Annotated in this window: 11 protein-coding genes; 10 read left to right on the forward strand and 1 reads right to left on the reverse strand. The window is 45.9% G+C overall.

Annotated elements, in window-relative coordinates; translation table 11 throughout:
• The first annotated feature begins 130 nt into the window (after positions 1-130).
• Complete coding sequence (locus AAE250_RS08535) at positions 131-4,168, forward strand: hybrid sensor histidine kinase/response regulator transcription factor (RefSeq protein ID WP_294596339.1); 4,038 nt, start codon at positions 131-133, stop codon at positions 4,166-4,168.
• Positions 4,169-4,213: 45 nt separating this feature from the next.
• A complete protein-coding gene (locus AAE250_RS08540; RefSeq protein WP_294596341.1) occupies positions 4,214-5,518 on the forward strand; it encodes a WD40-like domain containing protein in 1,305 nt (434 codons plus the stop codon).
• Between the two features lie 119 nt (positions 5,519-5,637).
• On the opposite strand, the gene AAE250_RS08545 is transcribed toward AAE250_RS08540, so the two are convergent.
• Positions 5,638-7,437, reverse strand: a complete 1,800-nt coding sequence (locus tag AAE250_RS08545; protein ID WP_294596342.1) for a mechanosensitive ion channel family protein — start codon at positions 7,435-7,437, stop codon at positions 5,638-5,640.
• Positions 7,438-7,595: 158 nt separating this feature from the next.
• On the opposite strand from AAE250_RS08545, the gene AAE250_RS08550 reads away from it, so the two are divergent.
• The 8 genes from AAE250_RS08550 to AAE250_RS08585 all read left to right on the forward strand — a co-directional run bounded on the left by AAE250_RS08550 (position 7,596) and on the right by AAE250_RS08585 (position 22,173).
• Complete coding sequence (locus tag AAE250_RS08550; RefSeq protein ID WP_294596345.1) at positions 7,596-8,558, forward strand: calcium/sodium antiporter; 963 nt, start codon at positions 7,596-7,598, stop codon at positions 8,556-8,558.
• A 122-nt stretch (positions 8,559-8,680) separates the two neighbouring features.
• Positions 8,681-9,817, forward strand: coding sequence for a GNAT family N-acetyltransferase (locus AAE250_RS08555; protein WP_294596346.1), 1,137 nt, complete (start codon positions 8,681-8,683; stop codon positions 9,815-9,817).
• 12 nt (positions 9,818-9,829) lie between these two features.
• Entirely contained in the window at positions 9,830-11,701 is a 1,872-nt protein-coding gene (locus AAE250_RS08560) for a DNA topoisomerase IV subunit B (RefSeq protein ID WP_294596349.1), read from the forward strand.
• On the forward strand, positions 11,698-12,159 hold the full coding sequence (coaD, locus tag AAE250_RS08565; RefSeq protein ID WP_294596351.1) for a pantetheine-phosphate adenylyltransferase: 462 nt from the start codon (positions 11,698-11,700) through the stop codon (positions 12,157-12,159). The genes AAE250_RS08560 and coaD overlap by 4 nt, the downstream gene beginning before the upstream one ends.
• Positions 12,160-12,173: 14 nt before the next feature.
• Entirely contained in the window at positions 12,174-13,799 is a 1,626-nt protein-coding gene (locus AAE250_RS08570; protein WP_294596352.1) for a S41 family peptidase, read from the forward strand.
• 30 nt (positions 13,800-13,829) lie between these two features.
• The gene (locus AAE250_RS08575; protein WP_294596354.1) at positions 13,830-17,951 is read left to right on the forward strand and encodes a hybrid sensor histidine kinase/response regulator transcription factor; all 4,122 of its coding nucleotides are present in this window, start codon (positions 13,830-13,832) and stop codon (positions 17,949-17,951) included.
• 127 nt (positions 17,952-18,078) lie between these two features.
• Positions 18,079-19,935 (forward strand): hypothetical protein, encoded by a 1,857-nt coding sequence (locus AAE250_RS08580; protein WP_294596356.1) that lies wholly within the window; start codon positions 18,079-18,081, stop codon positions 19,933-19,935.
• A gap of 12 nt (positions 19,936-19,947) precedes the next feature.
• A complete protein-coding gene (locus tag AAE250_RS08585; RefSeq protein WP_294596359.1) occupies positions 19,948-22,173 on the forward strand; it encodes a glycoside hydrolase family 3 C-terminal domain-containing protein in 2,226 nt (741 codons plus the stop codon).
• Positions 22,174-22,193 lie beyond the last annotated feature (20 nt).

Consider the following 22,193-nt stretch of genomic DNA (forward strand, 5'->3'; position numbering starts at 1 on the left):
CAATATGTATAAATAAGTCCCCTATTATGTACGAATAAGACCTTTTTTAATATCCAGCAAAGGCTGTAGAATAAACTATTAAGATTATATTTGCAATATCCAACGAAAGAAAAAACACATTGACGGTACTATGAAACCTAAAATCTATTTCCTGATACTTTGTTTGTGCTATTTGAGTATTCCTATTGTCAGAGCGCAAGATATCTCATTTAGACATTTGACGGACAATGATGGTCTTTCTCATTATTCAGTCACATCCATCTATCAAGATGAAAGGGGATTAATGTGGTTTGGAACTACCAATGGAATTAATCTATATAATGGTAGAAGTATCAAAGTATACAAATATGACAGGAACAGTTCAAACTGTATATGCAATAGTTATATCAGACAGATTACGGGTGATCGGAATGGAACTATCTACTTCGGAACTCAAAGTGGGATATCAGCTTACAATATAAAGGAAGAGAAATTCTCTACCTTGCTCACAAAACAATCAACAAACATATTTTTCTATGAGCATCTATATATGGCCTACAAAAACCAACTCTTCAAATATGACGGGAAGAAATTCGACTTATTCTATGAACTTCCTAACAAACACAATAACATTAGCACAATACATATAAGTAAAGATTCAATTCTCATAGGAACAAGCCAGTCTGGTTTATATATCCTTTCCCACCAACAATTATCGCATCCAATCCCTCAAGGCAACATTAAAGATATTTTTAAAGACAGCTCTGGATGTTACTGGATAACCAACAGTACAGAAGGAACCGGACTTTATTTAATAGAAAACGGGAAATTACACAATTTTCAATGTATAGAAGATGATCCATATAGTATAACTTCCAACTTTACCCACCGCTGTTGTGAAGATAAACAAGGAAATATATGGATAGGAACTTTCGACGGATTGACAAAGTATAATAAGCAAGAGAAAAGATTTATCCGTCATAAGAAAAAGGAACATGACAAGAGCTTGACACATTCATCTATATGGAGCTTGTATTGTGACGACCAAGGTACTATCTGGGCAGGTACTTATTTTGGAGGAATAAATTACTTCAATCCGGAAAAACGGGTTTATTATGAGTATGTAACTTCCACAAAAGAAAATGACGGATTAAGTTCCGGCATTATCTGCCGGATGACAGAAGACCAGGATTCGAATTTATGGATATGTACGGAGGGAGGAGGTCTTAACAAATACAATCGCAAAAACCATACTTTCCAGTGGTATAAACATAATAGCAAACAAAACAGTATCTCACACAATAATGTAAAGGCCATCTATTATGATCGGGAACATCAAGCTCTATGGCTTGGTACTCACTTGGGAGGACTCAACAAGATGGATATAAAGACCGGATATTTCACACACTATAAATACTCAAAAGAAGATACTACATCCATCCCTTCCAACATCATATCGGATATCATACCTTACAATGATTATCTGCTATTAGCGACTCACAATGGTATTGGAGTGTTCAATCCACAAAATGGGAGATGCCGACCATTACTACAAAATGCAGATGATGCTGCCATCACCAAGTTCACAATCGGGCTATTAATCGACCATCTTGGAATATTGTGGATCACCAATAATCATAATGGAGTTTGTGCCTATAACTTCGAAACAAAGGAATTGTCGGTTTACAAGCATTACCATAGTATAGAACATAGTTTAAGTAGCAATCATATCAACTCTATATATGAAGATAGTCAAGGCAAATTATGGTTTTGCACCAATGAAAGTGGAATAGATTTATATCATAGAGAAACAAACCTATTTGAAAACTTTAATGTACTTCAAAATGGACTTTCTAGCAATTTAGTTTATAATGTGTGCGAAGTAGATTCTAATAAAATATTGATAACTACCGACAAAGGGATTTCCATATTGGATTATCAAACAAAAAAATGTACTAATTATACCAATCTTCCATTAGTATCACTCAAAGAAAATGCGCTTTATCGAACTAAAGATAATGAATTCTTTGTAGGAGGAGTATCTGGAATGATCTCTTTTACACAGAATAGTACAAAAGCTTTTTCGCGTACCTATAGACTCTTTCCAAGCAGATTAACAGTCAATGAACAGGAAATCTCTGTGGGAGACAATAGTGGCATTTTATCACAAAGTTTGTCCTCAACCAAACTGATTACATTACGACCTGATCAGAATGTATTCAATATAGAATATGCTATGACCGATTATATTCCATTTAACGAGGATGTCATTCTCTATCGGTTAGAAGGCTTTTCAGACAAATGGGCGCCTATGAATAAACAAAATACCATTACCTATACTAACCTAAGTCCAGGTATCTATACCCTTACAGTCAAAGCAGAAAACAAGAAATCAGAATTGATTTCAGAAAACCACCTACAAATCAAAGTACTTCCTCCATTCTATCGGACAATATGGGCCTATTGTTTTTACCTTCTTTGTGCAGCAAGCATCACCTATTATCTAATAAGGCTTTATAAGCATCGCATCAAATTACAGGAATCTCTCAAGTATGAAAAGAAACGCATAGAAGACATTGAAAAGCTGAATCAAGCGAAACTACGCTTCTTCACTAATATCTCACATGAATTCCGTACGCCACTCACTCTAATTATAGGGCAAATGGAAGTATTATTGCAGATAGGCTCGCTTTTACCGACTGTCTATAATAAAATACTAGGAGTATATAAAAACTGCCTGCAATTAAAAGAGCTCATAAACGAACTGTTGGACTTCCGCAAACAAGAACAAGGTTACATGTCTATCAAAGTAAGTGAGCAGAATATAGTTGACTTTATATATGAATATTACCTACTCTTCCAAGGACATGCACAGAAACAAAAAATAACGTTTAGCTTTCTAAAAGCTAGTGATGACATCCGTTTATGGTACGATGCCAAACAGATGCAAAAGGTTATGAACAACCTTATTTCAAATGCCTTCAAAAACACTAAAGAAGGTGGATATATATCCATCTCCGTAAAAAAAAGAAACCAGGAGGTACTTATTGAGATAACTGATAATGGCAAAGGCATTTCTCCTAAAGATATCGAACGGATATTTGATCGTTTCTACCAAACAGAGCAATTAGACTCCCTTTCGTCATCTCCTGGAACAGGTATTGGCCTGGCACTAACAAAAGGAATCATAGAATTACATCATGGTACCATAGAAGTTTTTAGTGAATTGAATGAAGGAACTACATTCTGTATACATTTGAAGTGTGGAAACAGTCATTTCACTTCTGAACAAATTGAGTTAAACGAGAATGAAAAACTATGCAAGACGGAGATCATTAAGCAAGAAATACAGCAATCTTTCCTGATGGAGCAAGAAATAGAAAAGACAGAGAATGAAACCATAACCAAGAAAAGTACGATTCTGATTGTGGAAGATAATGAGCCACTGCGAAAGATGCTATCCGAGATATTCGAGAAGTTTTACATAGTTATTACTGCCACTAACGGTAATGAAGGATTGAAAAAGGTACAATCAGAGCAACCCGATATCGTGCTTAGCGATGTCATCATGCCCCAAATGTCAGGTACTGAACTTTGTCAGGCTATTAAAAAGAATATGGATACCTGTCATATCCCAGTTGTACTACTTACTGCCAAAACTGGGGTGGAGCATACTATAGAAGGATTAAAAATGGGGGCGGATGATTATATAACAAAACCTTTCAATATCAATATTCTACTCTCACGCTGCAACAATCTGGTCAATAACCGGATCATGCTTCAAGAAAAGTTTAGCAGACAACCGCAAGTCACTCCATATATACTTGCAACTAATGAAATGGATAAATCCTTCGTGGAGAAGGCTATGAACATCATAGAAAAACACATTGACAATACTAACTTCAAAGTAGACATGCTGGCCGAAGAGATAGGGATTGCCCGAACCAAGCTATTCACAAAGATTAAAGCAATCACCGGACAAACCCCTTTTGATTTTATTATGACCATCCGCTTAAAACGTGCAGCAGTAATGCTAAAAAATAATCCTGAACTAAATATCTCGGAAATAGCCGACCGATTGGGCTTCAGCACTCCTAAATATTTTAGTAAATGCTTTAAAGAGAAATACAATATTACACCGCAAGAATATCGTAAGGAAGAAAGAAAAAACATAAACGAGAAGAAATAATAGAAGAAAAAGACATATATTTGTAGCAATCAACACATAAACGTTATGAAAAAGCTACAACTATTCTTTCTGTTCGCCTTATTGCTTGCCGCTTGCAGCGACGACGACAAAGAAAAACAACCCACGTTCGTTACTAATATCGCGATAGTCGATGCTGACAAAACCTTCGACCCGGGTGATGCCGTGACCGTGAAAGCCGACGGCTTCCAAGAGAATGACAATCTTATTCTGAACGCTTATTGGCCACTCCCTGATGAGCCGGTTCTGAATTATAAAGGATCTGCAAAATACATACGAGCCGTCATAAAGGAAAGAACTGCTACAAGCATTACTTTCCTGGCCCCCGGAGGTTATCCCGCTTCTAGAGTAGAAATCACGCTCGAACGTTCAGACCCAAGTCATCCGATGAAACTCGGCCAAATCTCTGTTTCCGACGGACTACCGCCCAAAGAATTCCAACTCTACGGTATCACCAACTACCCTCCGGAGGCAAACGAAACGAACCGCATCGAACAGATAAGCCTCGATAAATTTGCCGAGACTACACCCAAATCAATCGTACAGCTGCCCAAAGGACAACAATTCTCTTTGGTAGTCAATTCTCCGGGAAGCAACACTCTCTGCGGCATCTTAAAGCAAGACGGACAATATACCACCAGTTGCTTTGATCTGTCCATGCGCTATTGGCGAAGCACAGCAGGAACCCCCGTAACGCTCTGTAACACCTATAACAACAACATATTCGAGATTAGCCAAATTGACGAAACACATCTGACGGTCAATAATATTACATCATCATCCTATAGCAGATCATTGTCACCCGCACCACAACCCCGTTTCGAACTGCCCGAAGGATTGAAAGCAGACGCTTTGAGAAACTACCGGGGCATATGCCTCAGCGAAGGCTATATACTGCTCTCCGCCGATAATGGCGACGGAACGTTTTCACCCGCAATAATGGATTTGCGCAGTGGGAAGTATAGCATACATCTTTACGACCCGATACAGTGTGACGCCCTGATACCTTTCTGGATTGCAGTCCCCAAAGAAGGAACGAATGAAGGTACGTACACCGGCGGATATGCCATATCGAATGCGAACGGCGGTGATACAGAATTCCGGCTTTGGAATACGACGACGATGAGTATGGATGAACAACTCGATACTTTCCCAAATCCGGTACGCTCCATAACCACCTTCTGCACGGGAGACTTAGGCACACAGAAACTCTATGTACTATTTGAAGCCTACCGTAACGGCTGGCTGATTGAAGCGTACGACTTGACAAAGAAAGAGTGGCAAAGCCTCGGATTCGGATATCCTTATGCGGAGATTGTGCTGGCAAGATAAAATGGAAAAGAAAGGTTACTGCAATGAATTCAGAAATCATTGCAGTAACAATCTCAGAAATCATTAGAGCAATGATTTCTGAAATCATTCAAAAGCCCCCTGTAGAGGCCTCTAAAATATCATTTCCCCTTCTCCCTCAAATCATCCTTCGGTATCGTCGTCTCATTACCGTCCCGCATTGCCATATAATGCGGAGACATGATCTCAATACCGGCAGCATTGAAGATATCCTGGATGTTCTGATGCAAATTGGAGTAGATCTCACCGAGACGATCGGCCTCCTTGATATAGGCATTTACCTGATAGACCGGGTACCAGTCGCTGAGTGAAGTCTCGAGCACAAAGGGACGGGGGGCGTCTATCACTCCGGGGGTATTCAGAGCAGCTTCTATCAAGAGCTGGTGCACTTTGCGCCAAGGGACATCATAGCCAATGGTAACTTCGGAATGGATAATGAGGCCGTATTCGCGTGCCGAAGCACTATAATTCACGGTGTGCGAAGACATGATAAAAGAGTTGGGGATAGTCACCACTTCATTCTTGGTAGTACGGATACGAGTAACGAGCGGAGTCTTTTCAATGACATTACCCGTCGTTTCATTCAGTTGTATGCGGTCGCCCAACTTGAAGGGGCGCATATAGGTTATCACCAATCCTGCCATGACATTCCCAATTACAGTACTCGACCCCAGCGAAACAATCAGTCCGACAAACACCGATATCCCTTGGAAGACTCCGGACTGCGACCCCGGCAGATAGGGATAAATCATCGCAATCATAAACGCATAGAGCAGAAACCGCACAATGTGGTATGTCGGAATAGCCCAATCGGCATAAAAACCTCTTATCTGCAACCGTTCCGACTGTATCTCATTGGCAAGATAATGAACCAGCCTTACCAAGTACTTCACCGCCAGACATATCACAAAGATGGTAAACAAGTTCGGTACATAGTCGACAATTCCATGCAGAATGCTCTTTACAGGGTCCCAGATATAAGAAAACAGTTGGTAAGCAAAACCTTTCGTCTGTGGAAAAATAGAAAAGAGCAGCGGCACGGTCAGCAGCAACTGAAGAATCATAAATGCATAACGCAGCAGATTGGAAAGGAATACAAGCAGATTGACCTGCTTCTGCGTATCCAGCAACTCATAGTCTTGAATGGAGATCGGTTTCAGGCGCGTATCTTTCAGCTTCTGAATACGTAGTCTGAGCTTTCGGAACAGCCAGTTGGTGAGTTTGAACAAGAAGAACTGCCCCACAAGCACCAGGATGAAGTATAAGATACGTTTGCCCAGTTGCACCAGGCTGTGTTCTTTCTTCATGGATTTCAGCTTGTCTACAATGACATGCCGATGGTTGGCGGCCAGTTGGTCGCGGGTACAGTTCTCCCACAGTCCATCCTGGTCGGTGAAGGAGGCAATTACTTTATCGTTGTACATCAGGTCGGTAACGATATCACTGCTTTCTATATAGAGGGAGTCGGGATGCAGATTGAAACGCCTTCCCAATGTGGTAATATCAAGCGATACAGACTCAGCACGTTGTTGGGGAGTATGCCCGCCACGTTTGGCATAGAGATAGAACAAGGTATCACCTTCTACCACCACCGGTACACCCGGAGTCACCTTGCGGAGCGAGTCGATACGCAGTTTCTGTCCTGCCAGTTTTACCGAATCCGCCGCATAGCTCAGCAGTTTCATCTGCTCCATTTCCATCCGCAGATTGGCTTCATTCAACTTTGCCGCCGCCAGTTCTTCCTTGAGAGCTGACAGGCGTATCGAATCAGAGTCTACTTTCACCGCCACCGGCAAACTGTCCTGATGGAGCGCATCGAGCACTCTATCTACTAATTGTGCCGAAACCTTGCCTACCGGCATAAAGAGCAGCCAAAGGCAAAAAAGATAAACCGCTTTCATATCATTCCTAATGGGTAGTTTTAATTGTGTTCAATAAAGCGCACAAACATACAGAATGTTTTTGATTTTAAATCTTATTTTCAATTCAAAATGACAAAGCGCCGGAAAGAAATCACTATTATTGCTATCTTTGCCCCGAATTAAGAAAAAAGAAAACCATGAATATACTACTGCTCATCGGAGGACTCCTTCTCATACTGCTGGGTGCCAACGGGCTGACGGACGGCGCAGCATCCGTTGCCAAACGTTTCCGTATACCGTCAATCGTCATCGGACTTACCATCGTAGCATTCGGCACCTCGGCACCGGAACTCACCGTCAGCATATCTTCCGCTCTGAAAGGCAGTGCGGACATCGCCATCGGCAACGTGGTGGGAAGTAATATTTTCAACACGTTGATGATTGTAGGCTGCACCGCACTTTTCGCCCCGATCATCATCACCCGCAACACACTGCGAAGAGAAATCCCTCTCTGCATCCTCTCCTCCCTCGCCCTGCTGATTTGTGCCAACGACGTATTTCTGGACGGCAGCAAAGGAAACGTGCTCAGCATTACCGACGGTTTGCTGCTGCTCTGCTTCTTCGCCATCTTTCTGAGCTACACCTTCGCCATCGCCTCCCACCATCCTCAAGAGAAAGAGGAAGAAACGGAAGAGATCAAACAGCTCCCCATGTGGAAGTCCATACTGTACATCATCGGCGGACTTGGTGCCCTCATTGCCGGAGGAAGCTTCTTTGTGGACGGTGCCAGCGGCATTGCCCGCAGCCTGGGTGTCAGCGAGTCCATCATCGGCCTTACACTGGTGGCGGGCGGCACGTCACTACCCGAACTTGCCACTTCCATCGTCGCCGCCTTAAAGAAGAATCCTGAGATAGCCATTGGCAACGTCATCGGTAGCAATCTTTTCAACATATTCTTTGTGCTGGGTTGCTCGGCTTCCATCACGCCACTACACCTGACCGGTATCACCAACTTCGATTTATGGGTATTGGTAGGTTCGAGCATCCTGCTTTGGTTATTCGGCATTTTCTTCGGAAAACGCACCATCACCCGGATTGAAGGGAGCATCCTGATGCTTTGCTACATCGCTTACACTACCATACTGATATACAATTTGTAAGAACATAAAGATGAAGTCCTTAGGGTATCGTAAAAGTAGACATCCCGCAGACAGTTTTTGGGCACTCCACGCGGTACTTTAAAGATTATCATGTATCTTTGCCACCTCAATATTAAACAACTATGGCAATTACTATCAAGAAAGTTTCCACAAAGAAGGAGTTGAACCAGTTTATCCGCTTCAACTACAAACTATATAAAGAGAACCCATATTCCGTGCCCGACCTCTTTGACGATATGCTCAATACTTTCAACCGGAAGAAGAATGCGGCATTCGAATTTTGCGAAGCCGACTACTTTCTGGCCTATAAGGATGGCAAAATCGTAGGACGTGTAGCTGCCATCATCAATCAAAGAGCGAACGAGACTTGGAACAAAAAGGAGGTTCGCTTCGGCTGGATTGACTTTATTGATGATCCCGAGGTGTCTCAGGCTCTGATGGATACCGTTGAAAAATGGGGCAAGGAAAGAGGCATGACCCACATACAAGGCCCGCTGGGTTTCACCGATTTCGATGCGGAAGGCATGCTCATCGAAGGTTTCGACCAACTCAGTACGATGGCAACTACCTATAATTACCCCTATTACCCGCAGCACATGGAACGCATGGGCTTCGATAAGGATGCCGATTGGGTGGAATACAAAATCTACATTCCGGACGCCATACCGGACAAGCACAAACGAATCTCGGAACTTATCCAACGAAAATATAATCTCAAGATCAAGAAATACACCTCTTCCAAGAAGTTGGCACGCGAGTACGGACAGAAGATTTTCGAACTGATGAACGAAGCATACAGTCCGCTCTACGGATATTCGGCATTATCGCAGCGCCAGATAGACCAGTATGTAAAGATGTATCTGCCGATTATCGACCTGCGCATGGTGACGCTTATCACGGATGCCGATGACCAACTGATAGCTGTAGGTATCTCTATGCCCTCTTTATCCGAAGCATTGCAGAAGGCGCACGGTCGTTTGCTGCCCTTCGGATGGTATCATTTACTGAAAGCGTTGTTCATGAAACGCCGTGCCAAGATGCTCGATCTGCTACTGGTTGCCGTGAAACCTGAATATCAGAATAAAGGTGTTAATGCTTTGTTATTTTCCGATTTAATTCCGGTTTATCAAAAATTAGGTTTTATATTTGCAGAGAGCAACCCCGAGCTGGAGATGAACGGCAAGGTACAAGCCCAATGGGAATACTTCAAGACCGAACAGCATAAACGGCGCCGGGCGTTCATAAAAGAGATAAAATAATCAGGAGAATTTATGGAAGAAATCAACGGACTGATGCCCGAAGGTAATGTAGAATATACGGAAGATAACATTCGTCACTTAGACGATATGGAGCACATCCGTGTCCGTTCGGGCATGTACATCGGCCGTCTGGGTGACGGCTCGCAGAATGACGACGGTATCTATGTATTGTTGAAAGAAGTAATGGACAATAGTATCGATGAATTCAAGATGGGTGCCGGCAAACGCATAGAAGTTACCATTGACGAAAATCTCCGCGTCAGCGTACGCGACTACGGACGAGGCATTCCGCAAGGCAAACTGATAGAGGCGGTCAGCAAACTCAATACCGGCGGTAAGTACGACAGCAAGGCTTTCAAGAAGAGCGTCGGACTGAACGGTGTGGGTATAAAAGCCGTAAATGCGCTCAGCAGCCATTTTGAGGTACGCAGTTACCGCGACGGTAAGGTGCGCATCGCCGTCTTTGAAAAAGGTGTGCTCCAAAGCGACGTGACGGAAGACACGGAAGAAGAAAGCGGAACCTATACTTTCTTTGAACCGGACAGCACGCTTTTCCTCAACTATACATTCCAAAATACATTTGTAGAGACGCTGCTGCGTAACTACACCTATCTTAATACAGGTCTTTCCATTATCTACAACGGTCAGCGCATCCTTTCACGTCATGGACTGGAAGACTTGCTGAAGGATAATATGACCGCCGAGGGCTTATACGACATCATCCACCTGAAAGGAGAAGATATCGAGATAGCTTTCACACATACCAACCAGTATGGCGAAGAATACTATTCTTTCGTCAACGGCCAGCATACCACCCAGGGTGGTACACACCAAAGTGCACTGAAAGAACACATTGCACGCACCATTAAAGAGTTCTACAACAAGAACCAGGAATATTCCGATATCCGTAACGGTATCGTTGCCGCCATTGCCATCAATGTGGAAGAGCCACAGTTTGAAGGACAGACAAAGACCAAACTGGGTTCCCCCTCCATGGAGCCGGGAGGCGTCAGCGTCAACAAGTATGTGGGCGACTTCATCAAGACGGAAGTAGACAACTACCTGCACAAGCATCCACAGGTAGCGGAAGTGATGCTGCAAAAGATACAGGATTCCGAAAAGGAACGCAAAGCCATTGCCGGTGTCACCAAGCTGGCACGCGAACGTGCCAAGAAAGCCAACCTGCACAACCGCAAGTTGCGCGATTGCCGCTATCATCTGAGCGACGGAAAAGGCAAAGAGCAGGAAAGCGATTCGTGTATCTTCATCACCGAGGGAGATTCTGCCAGCGGCTCCATCACCAAGAGCCGCGATGTGAATACCCAAGCCGTATTCAGCCTGCGAGGTAAGCCGCTCAACTCTTACGGACTGACCAAAAAAGTGGTTTACGAGAACGAAGAATTCAACCTGCTGCAAGCAGCCCTGAACATAGAAGACGGCATAGAAGGATTGCGTTACAACAAAGTGATAGTAGCCACCGATGCCGATGTGGACGGTATGCACATCCGCCTGCTGATTATCACGTTCTTCCTGCAATTCTTCCCCGACCTGATAAAGAAGGGACACGTATATATTCTGCAAACTCCACTGTTCCGCGTGCGCAACAAGAAGAAGACCAATTATTGCTATACGGAAGACGAACGCGTAAAAGCGATTGCAGAGTTAGGTCCCAACCCGGAAATCACACGATTCAAAGGTTTGGGAGAAATCTCGCCCGATGAATTCAAGCATTTCATCGGCAAAGACATGCGCCTGGAACAAGTTTCTTTACGCAAAACGGACCTTGTAAAAGAACTGCTGGAGTTCTATATGGGTAAAAATACTATGGAACGGCAGAATTTCATTATCAACAATCTGGTTATAGAAGAAGATCTGGCATCATGAGAAGAGCTATCTTTCCGGGCACATTCGACCCGTTTACCATCGGGCACTCGTCGGTAGTAAGCCGTGCACTGACTTTCATAGACGAAATTGTCATAGGAATCGGTATCAACGAGAACAAGAACACGTACTTCCCTCTTGAGAAGCGTGAAAAGATGATTCGGGACTTCTACCGGAACGAGCCGCGCGTCACCGTGCAATCTTATAATTGCCTGACCATCGACTTTGCCAAGGAAGTAGGCGCCAACCTGATTATACGTGGCATCCGCACCGTGAAAGACTTCGAATACGAAGAAACCATTGCGGACATCAACCGCAAACTGACCGGAATTGAAACTATCCTGCTGTTCACGGAACCGGAACTCACCTGCATCAGTTCTACCACCGTGCGCGAGTTGCTGCAATTTGGAAAAGATATAAGTATGTTCATTCCCGAAGGAATGGAAATTAGTGATAAGTGATTAATAAATAGACAATGAAGAAATTCCTTAGCATTATTACAGTATGTATATGCACCGTGATGGTGCAAGCACAGAAACCGAATAATGAAGCCATACGTAAACTGCAAATGGCTGAGTTCGCCATCGCTAACCTGTACGTAGACAAAGTAGACGAAGATAAGCTGGTAGAAGAAGCCATCATCAAGATGCTGGCACAGCTCGACCCGCACTCTACCTACAACAATGCCGAAGAGGTGAAGAAGATGAACGAACCCCTGCAAGGAAACTTCGAAGGTATCGGCGTACAGTTCCAGATGATAGAAGACACCCTGCTTGTGATACAACCCGTGAGCAACGGTCCGTCCGAAAAGGTAGGCATCCTTGCCGGCGACCGTATTGTAGCCGTAAACGATACCGCCATTGCCGGAGTAAAGATGAGCACAGAGGACATTATGAGCCGTCTGCGCGGTCCGAAGGACTCCGAAGTGAAGCTCACCATCGTACGCCGCGGAGTAGACGATTCACTCTACTTCACTGTAAAACGTGATAAGATACCCATCCTTAGCCTGGACGCCGCTTACATGATACAGCCCAAGACCGGCTATATACGTATCAACCGTTTCGGAGCCACCACTGCCGAGGAATTTACTACCGCCCTGAAGGGACTTCAGAAGAAAGGCATGAAGGACCTCATCCTTGACCTGCAAGGCAACGGCGGAGGTTATCTGAATGCCGCCATCGACCTCGCCAACGAATTCCTTCAACAGAAAGAGTTGATAGTCTATACCGAGGGCAGGGCTGCACGCCGCAGTGACTTCTTCGCCAAAGGTACCGGAAACTTCAAGAACGGACGCCTCATCGTACTGGTAGACGAGTACTCTGCTTCCGCCAGCGAAATCTTGACCGGCGCCATACAAGATTGGGACAGAGGTGTAGTGGTAGGACGCCGTACCTTCGGCAAAGGTCTGGTACAACGCCCCATCGACTTGCCGGACGGTTCCATGATACGCCTTACCATCGCCCGTTACTATACCCCTTCTGGACGTTGCATCCAGAAGCCTTATGACAACACCGCCAATCTGGACGGCAGAGTCAAAGGAGATGATAACCAGGAAAAATACAACCTGGAGCTGGTAGAACGCTTCAACCACGGCGAAATGATTCATGCCGACAGCATCCACTTTGCCGACTCCCTGAAAGTACAGACCAAACGCCTGGGACGTACCGTCTATGGCGGCGGAGGCATCATGCCGGACTACTTCGTTCCGATAGATACCACCCAATACACCGACTACCACCGCAACCTGGTGGCCAAAGGCGTAGTTATCAAATCGACCACCGGCTACATTGAGAAACACCGGAAAGAGCTGAAGGACAAATACAAGAAGTTCGAGACCTTCAACGATAAGTTTGAAATAAACGATAACTTCCTGGCCGACATACGCGCCATGGCCGACAAAGAGAAGATAGAGTTCAACGAAAGCCAGTACAACCAATCGTTGCCGCTCATCAAAGCACAACTCAAAGCATTGATAGCCCGCGATCTGTGGGATATGAACGAGTATTACCAGGTAATGAATTCGATGAACAACAGCGTGCAGCAGGCTTTGAAACTCCTGCAAAGCGATGCCTACGAACAAACTCTAAAAGCCAAGCCATGAGATAGAAACCTTAGCCCAATCTAATTTATCATGAAACGCCTCATAACGATACTTGTACTTCTGCAATGGGCCATTGCCTGTATAGGTCAAGCTTATGAGTCAGACATTTATTTCTCCCATTTGGATAATACCAACGGGCTCTCTTCCAATGAAATCACCTGCATCTTCAAAGATTCACGCGGTTTCATGTGGTTTGGAACTGTCTCGCACATCAATCGTTATGATGCCAATTCCTTCAAGACGTTCCAGCACCGCGAGAACGGGGCGCCTTTTTCAGAAGAAACCGTCTTCAGGATGAGCGAGACTAAAGACGGGCTTCTCTGGATTACTTACAAAGACCAACAAATCAGCGTTTTCAACCCAGAGAAGAACACCTTTCACACAGCTTCCGAGATAGCCCGTTCACTCAACATATCGCAAGAGATTTACCAAGTATTTCCTGCAATAGACAATAATCTGCTTTTTACCGACAAGCAAGGCAATGTATATCTTTACAGTTACTTTGCGAAGACCGTAACCACTCTCAAGAACAATCAGGAGCAATGTCCGGTTTCGGCTATAGCCATCTACGAAAGCGAAATGTACCTGCTATACAGCAACGGACTGCTGGAATGTGTAAACCTGAACCGCTTCGAAACCCTGTTCAAGACCGAATACCTGCACCAGCAACATCCCGACCTCACCACCGGATGGAATGTGTACATCGACCGGGACGGAGAGTTATGGATTTATCAGGATGCCCCCAATTATTGGGGAGTTTATCTGTATTCCCCGCAAGAAAACACATGGCGCAAGTTCGATACCCAATCCAAAGTCAAGCTATCGTCCAACATGGTGAGGGGGATAGAGCAGAGCAGCAACGGCATCATCTGGATAGCTACCGACCACGGCGGCCTCAACCTGTACGACAAACGGACGGAAAGAATCACCTGCCTCAGAAACAATCCTTTCGTCAAGGGCAGCATCAGTCAAAACAGTATCATATCCATCTACAAGGATAATGAAGAAATCATCTGGCTGGGCACTTATAAGAAAGGTGTAGATTATCATCACAAGAATCTCTTCAAGTTCAAACGTCTGCTATACCCGCTGTCTGCCGACAGTGGTATCGAGGAAAATGATTGCACCTGCATTCTTCAGGACTCCCCGCAGCAGTTGTGGATAGGTACCAACGGCGGCGGACTGCTCTGCTACAACCGGCTGACGCAGGAATATAAACGCTATGTGCACAATCCGCAGAATCCCGGCAGCCTGTCTTCCAACATCATTGTATATATGATAAAAGATAAAAAGGGGCGCCTCTGGATAGGTACCTACATGGGCGGGCTGGTCTGTTTCGACGGGCAGTTCCATACCTTCTCGCCTCGGAAAATCAAGAAAGGACACAATGAGCTGACCAGCATTACCAGCATGGAGTACGATGGCGACAACAGCCTTTGGATAGGGACATTGGAAGACGGATTCTACCATTTCGATATCGATACGAAAACGTGGGAAGAGAAACATATAGTATATGGCAAAGACAGCCTTTACCAGAAGAAAGTCAATGCGATAGCCCTGGGAGGACAGCATGAGTTATTCATCAGCACCAGCCAAGGCATTAACATATTCAACACCGCTACCCAGAAAATACAGATGCTGAACGAGGAGTTCTCCCAGGGACATGCCATCAACGAAACTTATTTCTACACCATTTATGTAGATTCCAACAACCGGCTGTGGATGGGAGGCAACAACGGCATCTACATCTGCAACAGAAATACCGGGGAACTACTTCATTTCGATACAGACAACGGGCTGCCGGACAATCATATCTCCATCTTCCGGGAAGACCTCAAAGGCTACATGTGGATTGGCACCAAGAACGGACTGACAAAAGCGAAACTGGAAACCACCCAGGACAAGACCGGCTGCAACTTCCAGAACTATATGCAGGAAGACGGCCTGCCCTCCGCAACCTTCAACCGCAATGCCGGTTCTACAGACAAGGACGGAAACTTCATCTTCGGGACGACCAACGGATTGGCCATCTTCACTCCCCACGAGATAGACCTCAGGCAGAACTCACCCAAGATAATGATTACAGACCTGCAGGTACAGAACCAAATCATCTCTCCCAATACGCCGTATGACGGAAAGCCCATCATAGCGAGTGACATCAGCTATTCCCCCCAGATCAGTTTAAACTACGGACAGCATAACCTGGCACTGAGCCTGGCTATTCTGGACTATCTGCACCCGCAGAAGAACAGCATCTCTTACAAAATGGAGGGTCTCGACTCGCAATGGAACGAAATAGCCAGCAACCACCAGCTCGTCACCTATACAAACCTGAATCCGGGAGACTATGTATTCATGGCCAAAGCCAGCAACCCCAACAACGGACAGACCAGCGAGACAATACAGATTCCCATTCACATAGCACCTCCATTCTATTCGTCCATATATGCTTATGTACTGTACATCATTCTGCTTCTTGTCATTCTGTACCTGATACTGCGCTATATCCTGAACATACAGAATAAGAGATTCAGATACGAAAAGGAGAAGATGGTGTCGCGCCAGCAACACGACATGGACGAAATGAAACTGCGCTTCTTCACCAATATCAGCCATGAGTTCCGCACGCCGCTCTCACTCATCATCCTGCCTGTCGAGCGCTTGCTGAAGACGGAACAAAATGCCGAGCTACGGATGTCTTACCAACTGATCCGACAAAATGCGCAACAACTGTTGGATTTGGTGAATCAAGTGCTGGACTTCCGCAAAATAGATAAAAAGAAACACCAACTCATATTATCCTCAGGAGATATCGTGCTGTTTGTAAACGATATCGTCCGGTCTTTCCGCCAACTGTCCGAGGAAAAGGAAATCTCTTTTTCTTTTTCCTCGTCCACTCCTTCGTTTATCATCAAGTTCGATGCCGACAAGGTGCGTAAGATCCTGACCAACCTGCTGAACAATGCATTCAAATTCACCCCGGAGAAGGGAAAGATAACCGTCAAGCTATTCCCTATACAACGGAAAGAGCAGTTGCAACTTTGCATAGAGGTGTCGGACACCGGAATCGGCATCCTTCCGGAAGACCAGAAACATATATTCGACCGCTTCTATCAGGCAAACGATGACAGCAGGGGAACCGGTATCGGACTGCATTTATGCCACGAGTTTGCAGAAATACATCATGGAGAGATAACAGTAGACAGCACCTACGGACAGGGCAGCACTTTCGCCTTTTACTTCCCCATCGAAACAAACGAATATCAGGAAACAATACATGATGTAGAGGAAGAAAGCATTGCAATTCCTCCCACCGAACTCCCGAATGAGAGCGAACCGGAAGAAAAGGCAAACGCCCAAAAGCCCACTATCCTGCTGGTGGACGACAACAAGGACTTCCGCGAGTACATTTCGCTCTGCCTCAAGGAGACCTACAATGTAATAACGCAACCCAATGGCCAGGAAGCCTGGGAATGTATACTAAAAACATTCCCGGATATAGTCATTACAGACATCATGATGCCGGTAATGGACGGAATCAGTCTATGCCGTCTGATAAAGGGGGATGTACGCACTTCACACATCCCGGTAATACTGCTCACTGCCAAAACCGGACAAGAGAATGAATACACCGGCCTGCAAGCCGGTGCCGATGATTACATCTGCAAGCCTTTCAATATAGATGTGCTTTCCTTGAAAATAAAGCATATCGCCGAGCAGCAGGCACAGATACAGCAGAAGTTGATGAAGTCATCGCGTACCAGCATCCAGCTTGCCGACGCCCCAATCAGTTCCCTGGACGAGGAACTGATACGAAAAGCAATCGCTTACATCGAGCAGGAACGGTCGAACCCGTTGCTTTCAGTTGAACTGCTCAGCAAGCAGATGTGCATGAGCAGAACCAATTTCTATAAGAAGTCGCTTTCCCTGACCGGAAAAACTCCACTCGAACTTATACGCTCGGTACGATTGAGATACGCAGCACAATTATTGGAAAAGACCCAGCTACGTATCAATGAAATAGCCATGGAAATAGGCATGAACGACATCAAAGCCTTCCGCAAATATTTCAAAGAAGAGTTCGGGATGCTGCCCTCGGAATACGAGAGAAACAGCAACAAACCTTCCATTACCCAAACGAGCCCCGAATAGGAACCATCTGCCCTACCCCGGCAACCAATCTCCCCTCTCATTGAAACAAATCTCCCCCTCCCTTTCCATAATAACGGGTTAATTTTACAACGAAGTAAAAAACACCATTTATAAATCAATAACTAATATGGAAAGACACTTAAAATCGCATCTTGCATGCACACTGTTTGCCCTGTTGCTAACATGCACCACTTGGGCAGGAAACTACAAAAGCTTCAAAGTATCTGTTTACACACGTGCCTACGAAGTAGAAAAGATGAAAGACTTGCAATGGCTGGACTCCACATGGAATATCATATCCAGCCAGGTGAAAGTAGATAAAATCTATCTCGAAACCCACCGCGACCTGCTCATCGTACCCGATGCCACCCTGGAACAAGCCAAACGCTTCTTTAAGGAAAAAGGAGTGGAAGTAGGAGGCGGTATCACCTACACCATCGACGAATCGAACAGCTTCGAGACTTTCTGCTACTCCAACCCCGATCACCGGAAGAAAGTACGCGAGATTGCCGAACATACGGCAAAGCATTTCGACGATTTCATTCTGGACGACTTCTTCTTCACCAGCTGCAAGTCGGACATCGAAATCAAGGCCAAAGGAGAACAGAGTTGGACTAAATACCGTCTGGACCTGATGACCAAAGCCGGTCAGGAATTGGTGCTACAACCTGCCAAGAAAGTGAATCCGAAGGTAAAAGTGATTATCAAATACCCCAACTGGTACGATCATTTCCAGGGACTGGGCTTCGACCTGGAGCGCGGACCGCAACTCTTCGACGCTATATGGACCGGAACGGAGACACGCGACCCGGGTACCGCCCAACACTTGCAGAATTACTTGAGCTACAACATCATCCGCTATTTTGATAATCTCCGTCCCGGATACAACTTAGGAGGATGGGTAGATGCAGGGGGCAGCAATATGGGTATGGACCGCTACGCCGAGCAGTTGTGGCTGACCATGTTTGCCAAAGCTCCCGAAATCAACTTGTTTGCCTACCATCAGCTAATCGGGGTAAAGCTCAATCCTGATGTACACCGTAAGCAATGGCAAGGACAAGGCACCAGCTTCGACTATGACGAAATGATGCAGCCGGTAGCATTGAACGGCGGTGCCAAGGTAGTTCCCACCACCATGGCACGTGTAGCAGGTGTGGCTTTCGAACAGATTGACCAGTTTGTATACAAGCTCGGTAACCCCGTCGGCATCTACTCATACAAACCCTTCCATTCACTGGGCGATGATTTCTTGCAGAACTATTTAGGAATGATAGGATTGCCCATGAACATGGTACCGAGATTCCCCGAAAACCAGAAAGTGGTTCTGCTTACCGAACAGGCAGCTGCAGACCCGAAGATAATGACACACATCAAGAAGCAACTGCAAAGCGGCCACGATGTAGTCATCACAAGCAGCTTGCTGAAAGCCATCCCCGACCAGATAGCACAAGTCTCGGAACTCCGCTGCACGGATCTGAAAGCCATCGTCAATGATATGGGTAGACACGGAAAACTGGACAGAGAGATCCTGATTCCGCAGGTACGCTATCAGACCAATGATGCCTGGGAAGTAATCAGTGCAGGACGTCCGTTGGACGGAGGGGTATCGGGCTATCCCATCATGCTGCGCGCTCCTTACTCTACAGGAAATCTGTACGTACTGACGATTCCCGATGATATGGGCAATCTGTACGACTATCCGGCAAGCGCACTCAACGTTATCCGCCGCATCCTCTCACAAGACCTGGACGTACGCCTCGAAGGCCCGTCGAAAGTTGCCTTGATGGTATACGACAATGGCACTTTCATCGTAGAGTCTTTCCTGGATGAAGCCGTGACCGTACAAGTAGTAACGGACGAGAAAGTATCTTCACTGACAGACATTGTAAGCGGGAAATCATACCTGCCTTCCAACGGAAAGAACAGTTACCGCGTCACTTTAATGCCTCATTCTTATAAGGTATTCAAGAAAGAAACAAAATAAAGAATTGAAGTTATGAAACACATCAATAAACTTTTCACCGCACTGGGCATCACCCTGCTGACTGCCTGTGCACAGAAACCAAGCGAGAACGTACAGGTATCTCCACTGATGCAGAATGAAGATAAAATCACAGACCTGATTTCCCGCATGACGCTCGAAGAGAAAGTGAACATGCTGCATGGTAAGCACATGTTCTCTTCGGCAGGCGTAGAGCGCTTGGGCATAGCAGATGTGAAATATGCCGACGGCCCCTTCGGCATCCGTGAAGAAATGGAGCCGCACTCGTGGAACTCAATAGGACTGACTACCGACTCGGCAACCTTCTTCCCCACCGGTTCGGCCCTGGCAGCTACATGGAGCGAGGACATGGCTTACCAATATGGTATGGGTATGGCCAAAGAAGCCCGGCTGAGAGGCAAGGACATGATACTGGGCCCGGCCATCAACATCCAGCGCCTGCCCACCGGAGGGCGTACTTACGAATATTTAAGCGAAGACCCCATATTGAGCGCCGCACTTGCCGTACAATACACACTGGGTGCTCAGGATAACGGAGCCGCCGTCTGCCTGAAACACTATGCGCTCAACAACCAGGAGAACGACCGTGGAAGCATTGATGTAAAGGTAAGCCCGCGTGCCATGCGCGAAATCTACCTGCCTCCCTTCGAAGCTGCCGTAAAGGAAGCGGATGCTTACGGAGTGATGGCTGCTTATAATAAGGTAGAAGGATATTGGTGCTCGGAGAACGGAATGCTGCTGAATGAAATCCTGCGCGACGAATGGGGATTCCACGGAATGGTCATCTCGGATTGGGGCGGTGTGCACAATACCGTAAATGCTGCAATGAACGGAATGGACGTTGAAATGCCGGGCGACCGCTACTTCGGACAAGCCTTACTCGATTCGGTGAAAGCCGGTGTAGTGCCCGAAAGCGTCATCGATAGCAAGGTGCGCAACATCCTGCGCGTCCGTCTTGCCGTGAAAGCCGTACCGGAAGAAGAAGCCAACAAAATGATGACTTCCCAGCCCGAACAGCAACAGATTGCTTACAATGTAGCATCAAAATCCATTGTACTGCTGAAGAACCAGAACGAACTGCTTCCCATCCAAACGGATAAATACAAGAAGATTGCCGTTATCGGCGATAATGCTGTACGGGAACAGGCATTAGGCGGTGTAGGAGCAGGGGTCAAGACTCTGTATGAAGTCACCCCGCTGGAAGGACTCCTCAAGCAGCTCAGTGGTACGGATGCTCAAGTGGAATGGGCACAAGGCTACCGTGCATTCAGCAAACACGAACGTGAAACCCGTGTTTCTCCGTATACCAAAGCCGACCCCAAGCTGATGAGTGAAGCCGTACAGCTTGCCAAGAATTCAGATCTCGTGATTTTCGTTGCCGGTGACAACCGGGAAGTAGAGACGGAAGGCAGCGACCGCAAAGCCATCACCCTGCCCATGGGACAGGATGAACTGTTGAAAGCGCTTGCCGCTGCAAATCCCAATATTGTTACGGTGCTCGTAACCGGAGGTCCTTTGGACCTGCGTGTTGTAGACCAGGCATCACCTGCCATCCTCGTTTCATGGTTCAACGGTACCGAAGGCGGTAACGCACTGGCCGACGTACTGTTAGGAAAGATATCGCCTTCGGGTAAATTGCCGTTTACGTTCCCCATACGCTTGGAAGACTCTCCCGCTTATAGCCTGAAAGTATATCCGCAGGACGAACGCCAGAAACAGGATGATATCTTCGTGAATCTGGTAGACGAAAAGGAAACGGATCAGAAGAGCGGACCGACTGCCGATTATGCTGAAGGTATATTTGTAGGTTACCGCTGGTACGACACCAAGCATGTCCCCGTACAATATCCGTTCGGACACGGACTTTCCTATACCACTTTCAACTATTCCGATCTGCAAGTCAAGGCGGACAATGAGAAATTGTATGTAGAACTGAACCTCAGCAATACAGGCAAACGCAGCGGAGAAGAGGTCGTACAAATCTACGTCAGCCGCCCCGATTCCAAGATTGAACGCCCGCTGAAGGAGTTGAAAGGATTCCAACGGGTAGCTTTGCAAGCGGATGAAAGTAAATCTGTAAAGATAGAAATTCCTCTTGAGAAGCTGCGCCATTGGGATGAAGCAGCCAATGATTGGAAGTTGGAACCGGGTGCTGTGGAAGTACAAGCAGGCGGTTCGTCACAAGACATCAAGCTAAACCAGACAATAGATATTAAATAGATTCTCAGACACCAGTCCCT

The sequence above is a fragment of the Bacteroides sp. GD17 genome (assembly GCF_038448625.1).
Lineage (GTDB): Bacteria > Bacteroidota > Bacteroidia > Bacteroidales > Bacteroidaceae > Bacteroides.

Bases quoted from the DNA above. Each gene is read 5' to 3' on its own strand.
- AAE250_RS08540 (WP_294596341.1), top strand. From the start codon at position 4,214: ATGAAAAAGCTACAACTATTCTTTCTGTTCGCCTTATTGCTTGCCGCT.
- AAE250_RS08575 (WP_294596354.1), top strand. From the start codon at position 13,830: ATGAAACGCCTCATAACGATACTTGTACTTCTGCAATGGGCCATTGCC.
- AAE250_RS08560 (WP_294596349.1), top strand. From the start codon at position 9,830: ATGGAAGAAATCAACGGACTGATGCCCGAAGGTAATGTAGAATATACG.
- AAE250_RS08580 (WP_294596356.1), top strand. From the start codon at position 18,079: ATGGAAAGACACTTAAAATCGCATCTTGCATGCACACTGTTTGCCCTG.
- AAE250_RS08585 (WP_294596359.1), top strand. From the start codon at position 19,948: ATGAAACACATCAATAAACTTTTCACCGCACTGGGCATCACCCTGCTG.
- coaD (WP_294596351.1), top strand. From the start codon at position 11,698: ATGAGAAGAGCTATCTTTCCGGGCACATTCGACCCGTTTACCATCGGG.
- AAE250_RS08570 (WP_294596352.1), top strand. From the start codon at position 12,174: ATGAAGAAATTCCTTAGCATTATTACAGTATGTATATGCACCGTGATG.
- AAE250_RS08550 (WP_294596345.1), top strand. From the start codon at position 7,596: ATGAATATACTACTGCTCATCGGAGGACTCCTTCTCATACTGCTGGGT.
- AAE250_RS08545 (WP_294596342.1), bottom strand. From the start codon at position 7,437: ATGAAAGCGGTTTATCTTTTTTGCCTTTGGCTGCTCTTTATGCCGGTA.
- AAE250_RS08555 (WP_294596346.1), top strand. From the start codon at position 8,681: ATGGCAATTACTATCAAGAAAGTTTCCACAAAGAAGGAGTTGAACCAG.
- AAE250_RS08535 (WP_294596339.1), top strand. From the start codon at position 131: ATGAAACCTAAAATCTATTTCCTGATACTTTGTTTGTGCTATTTGAGT.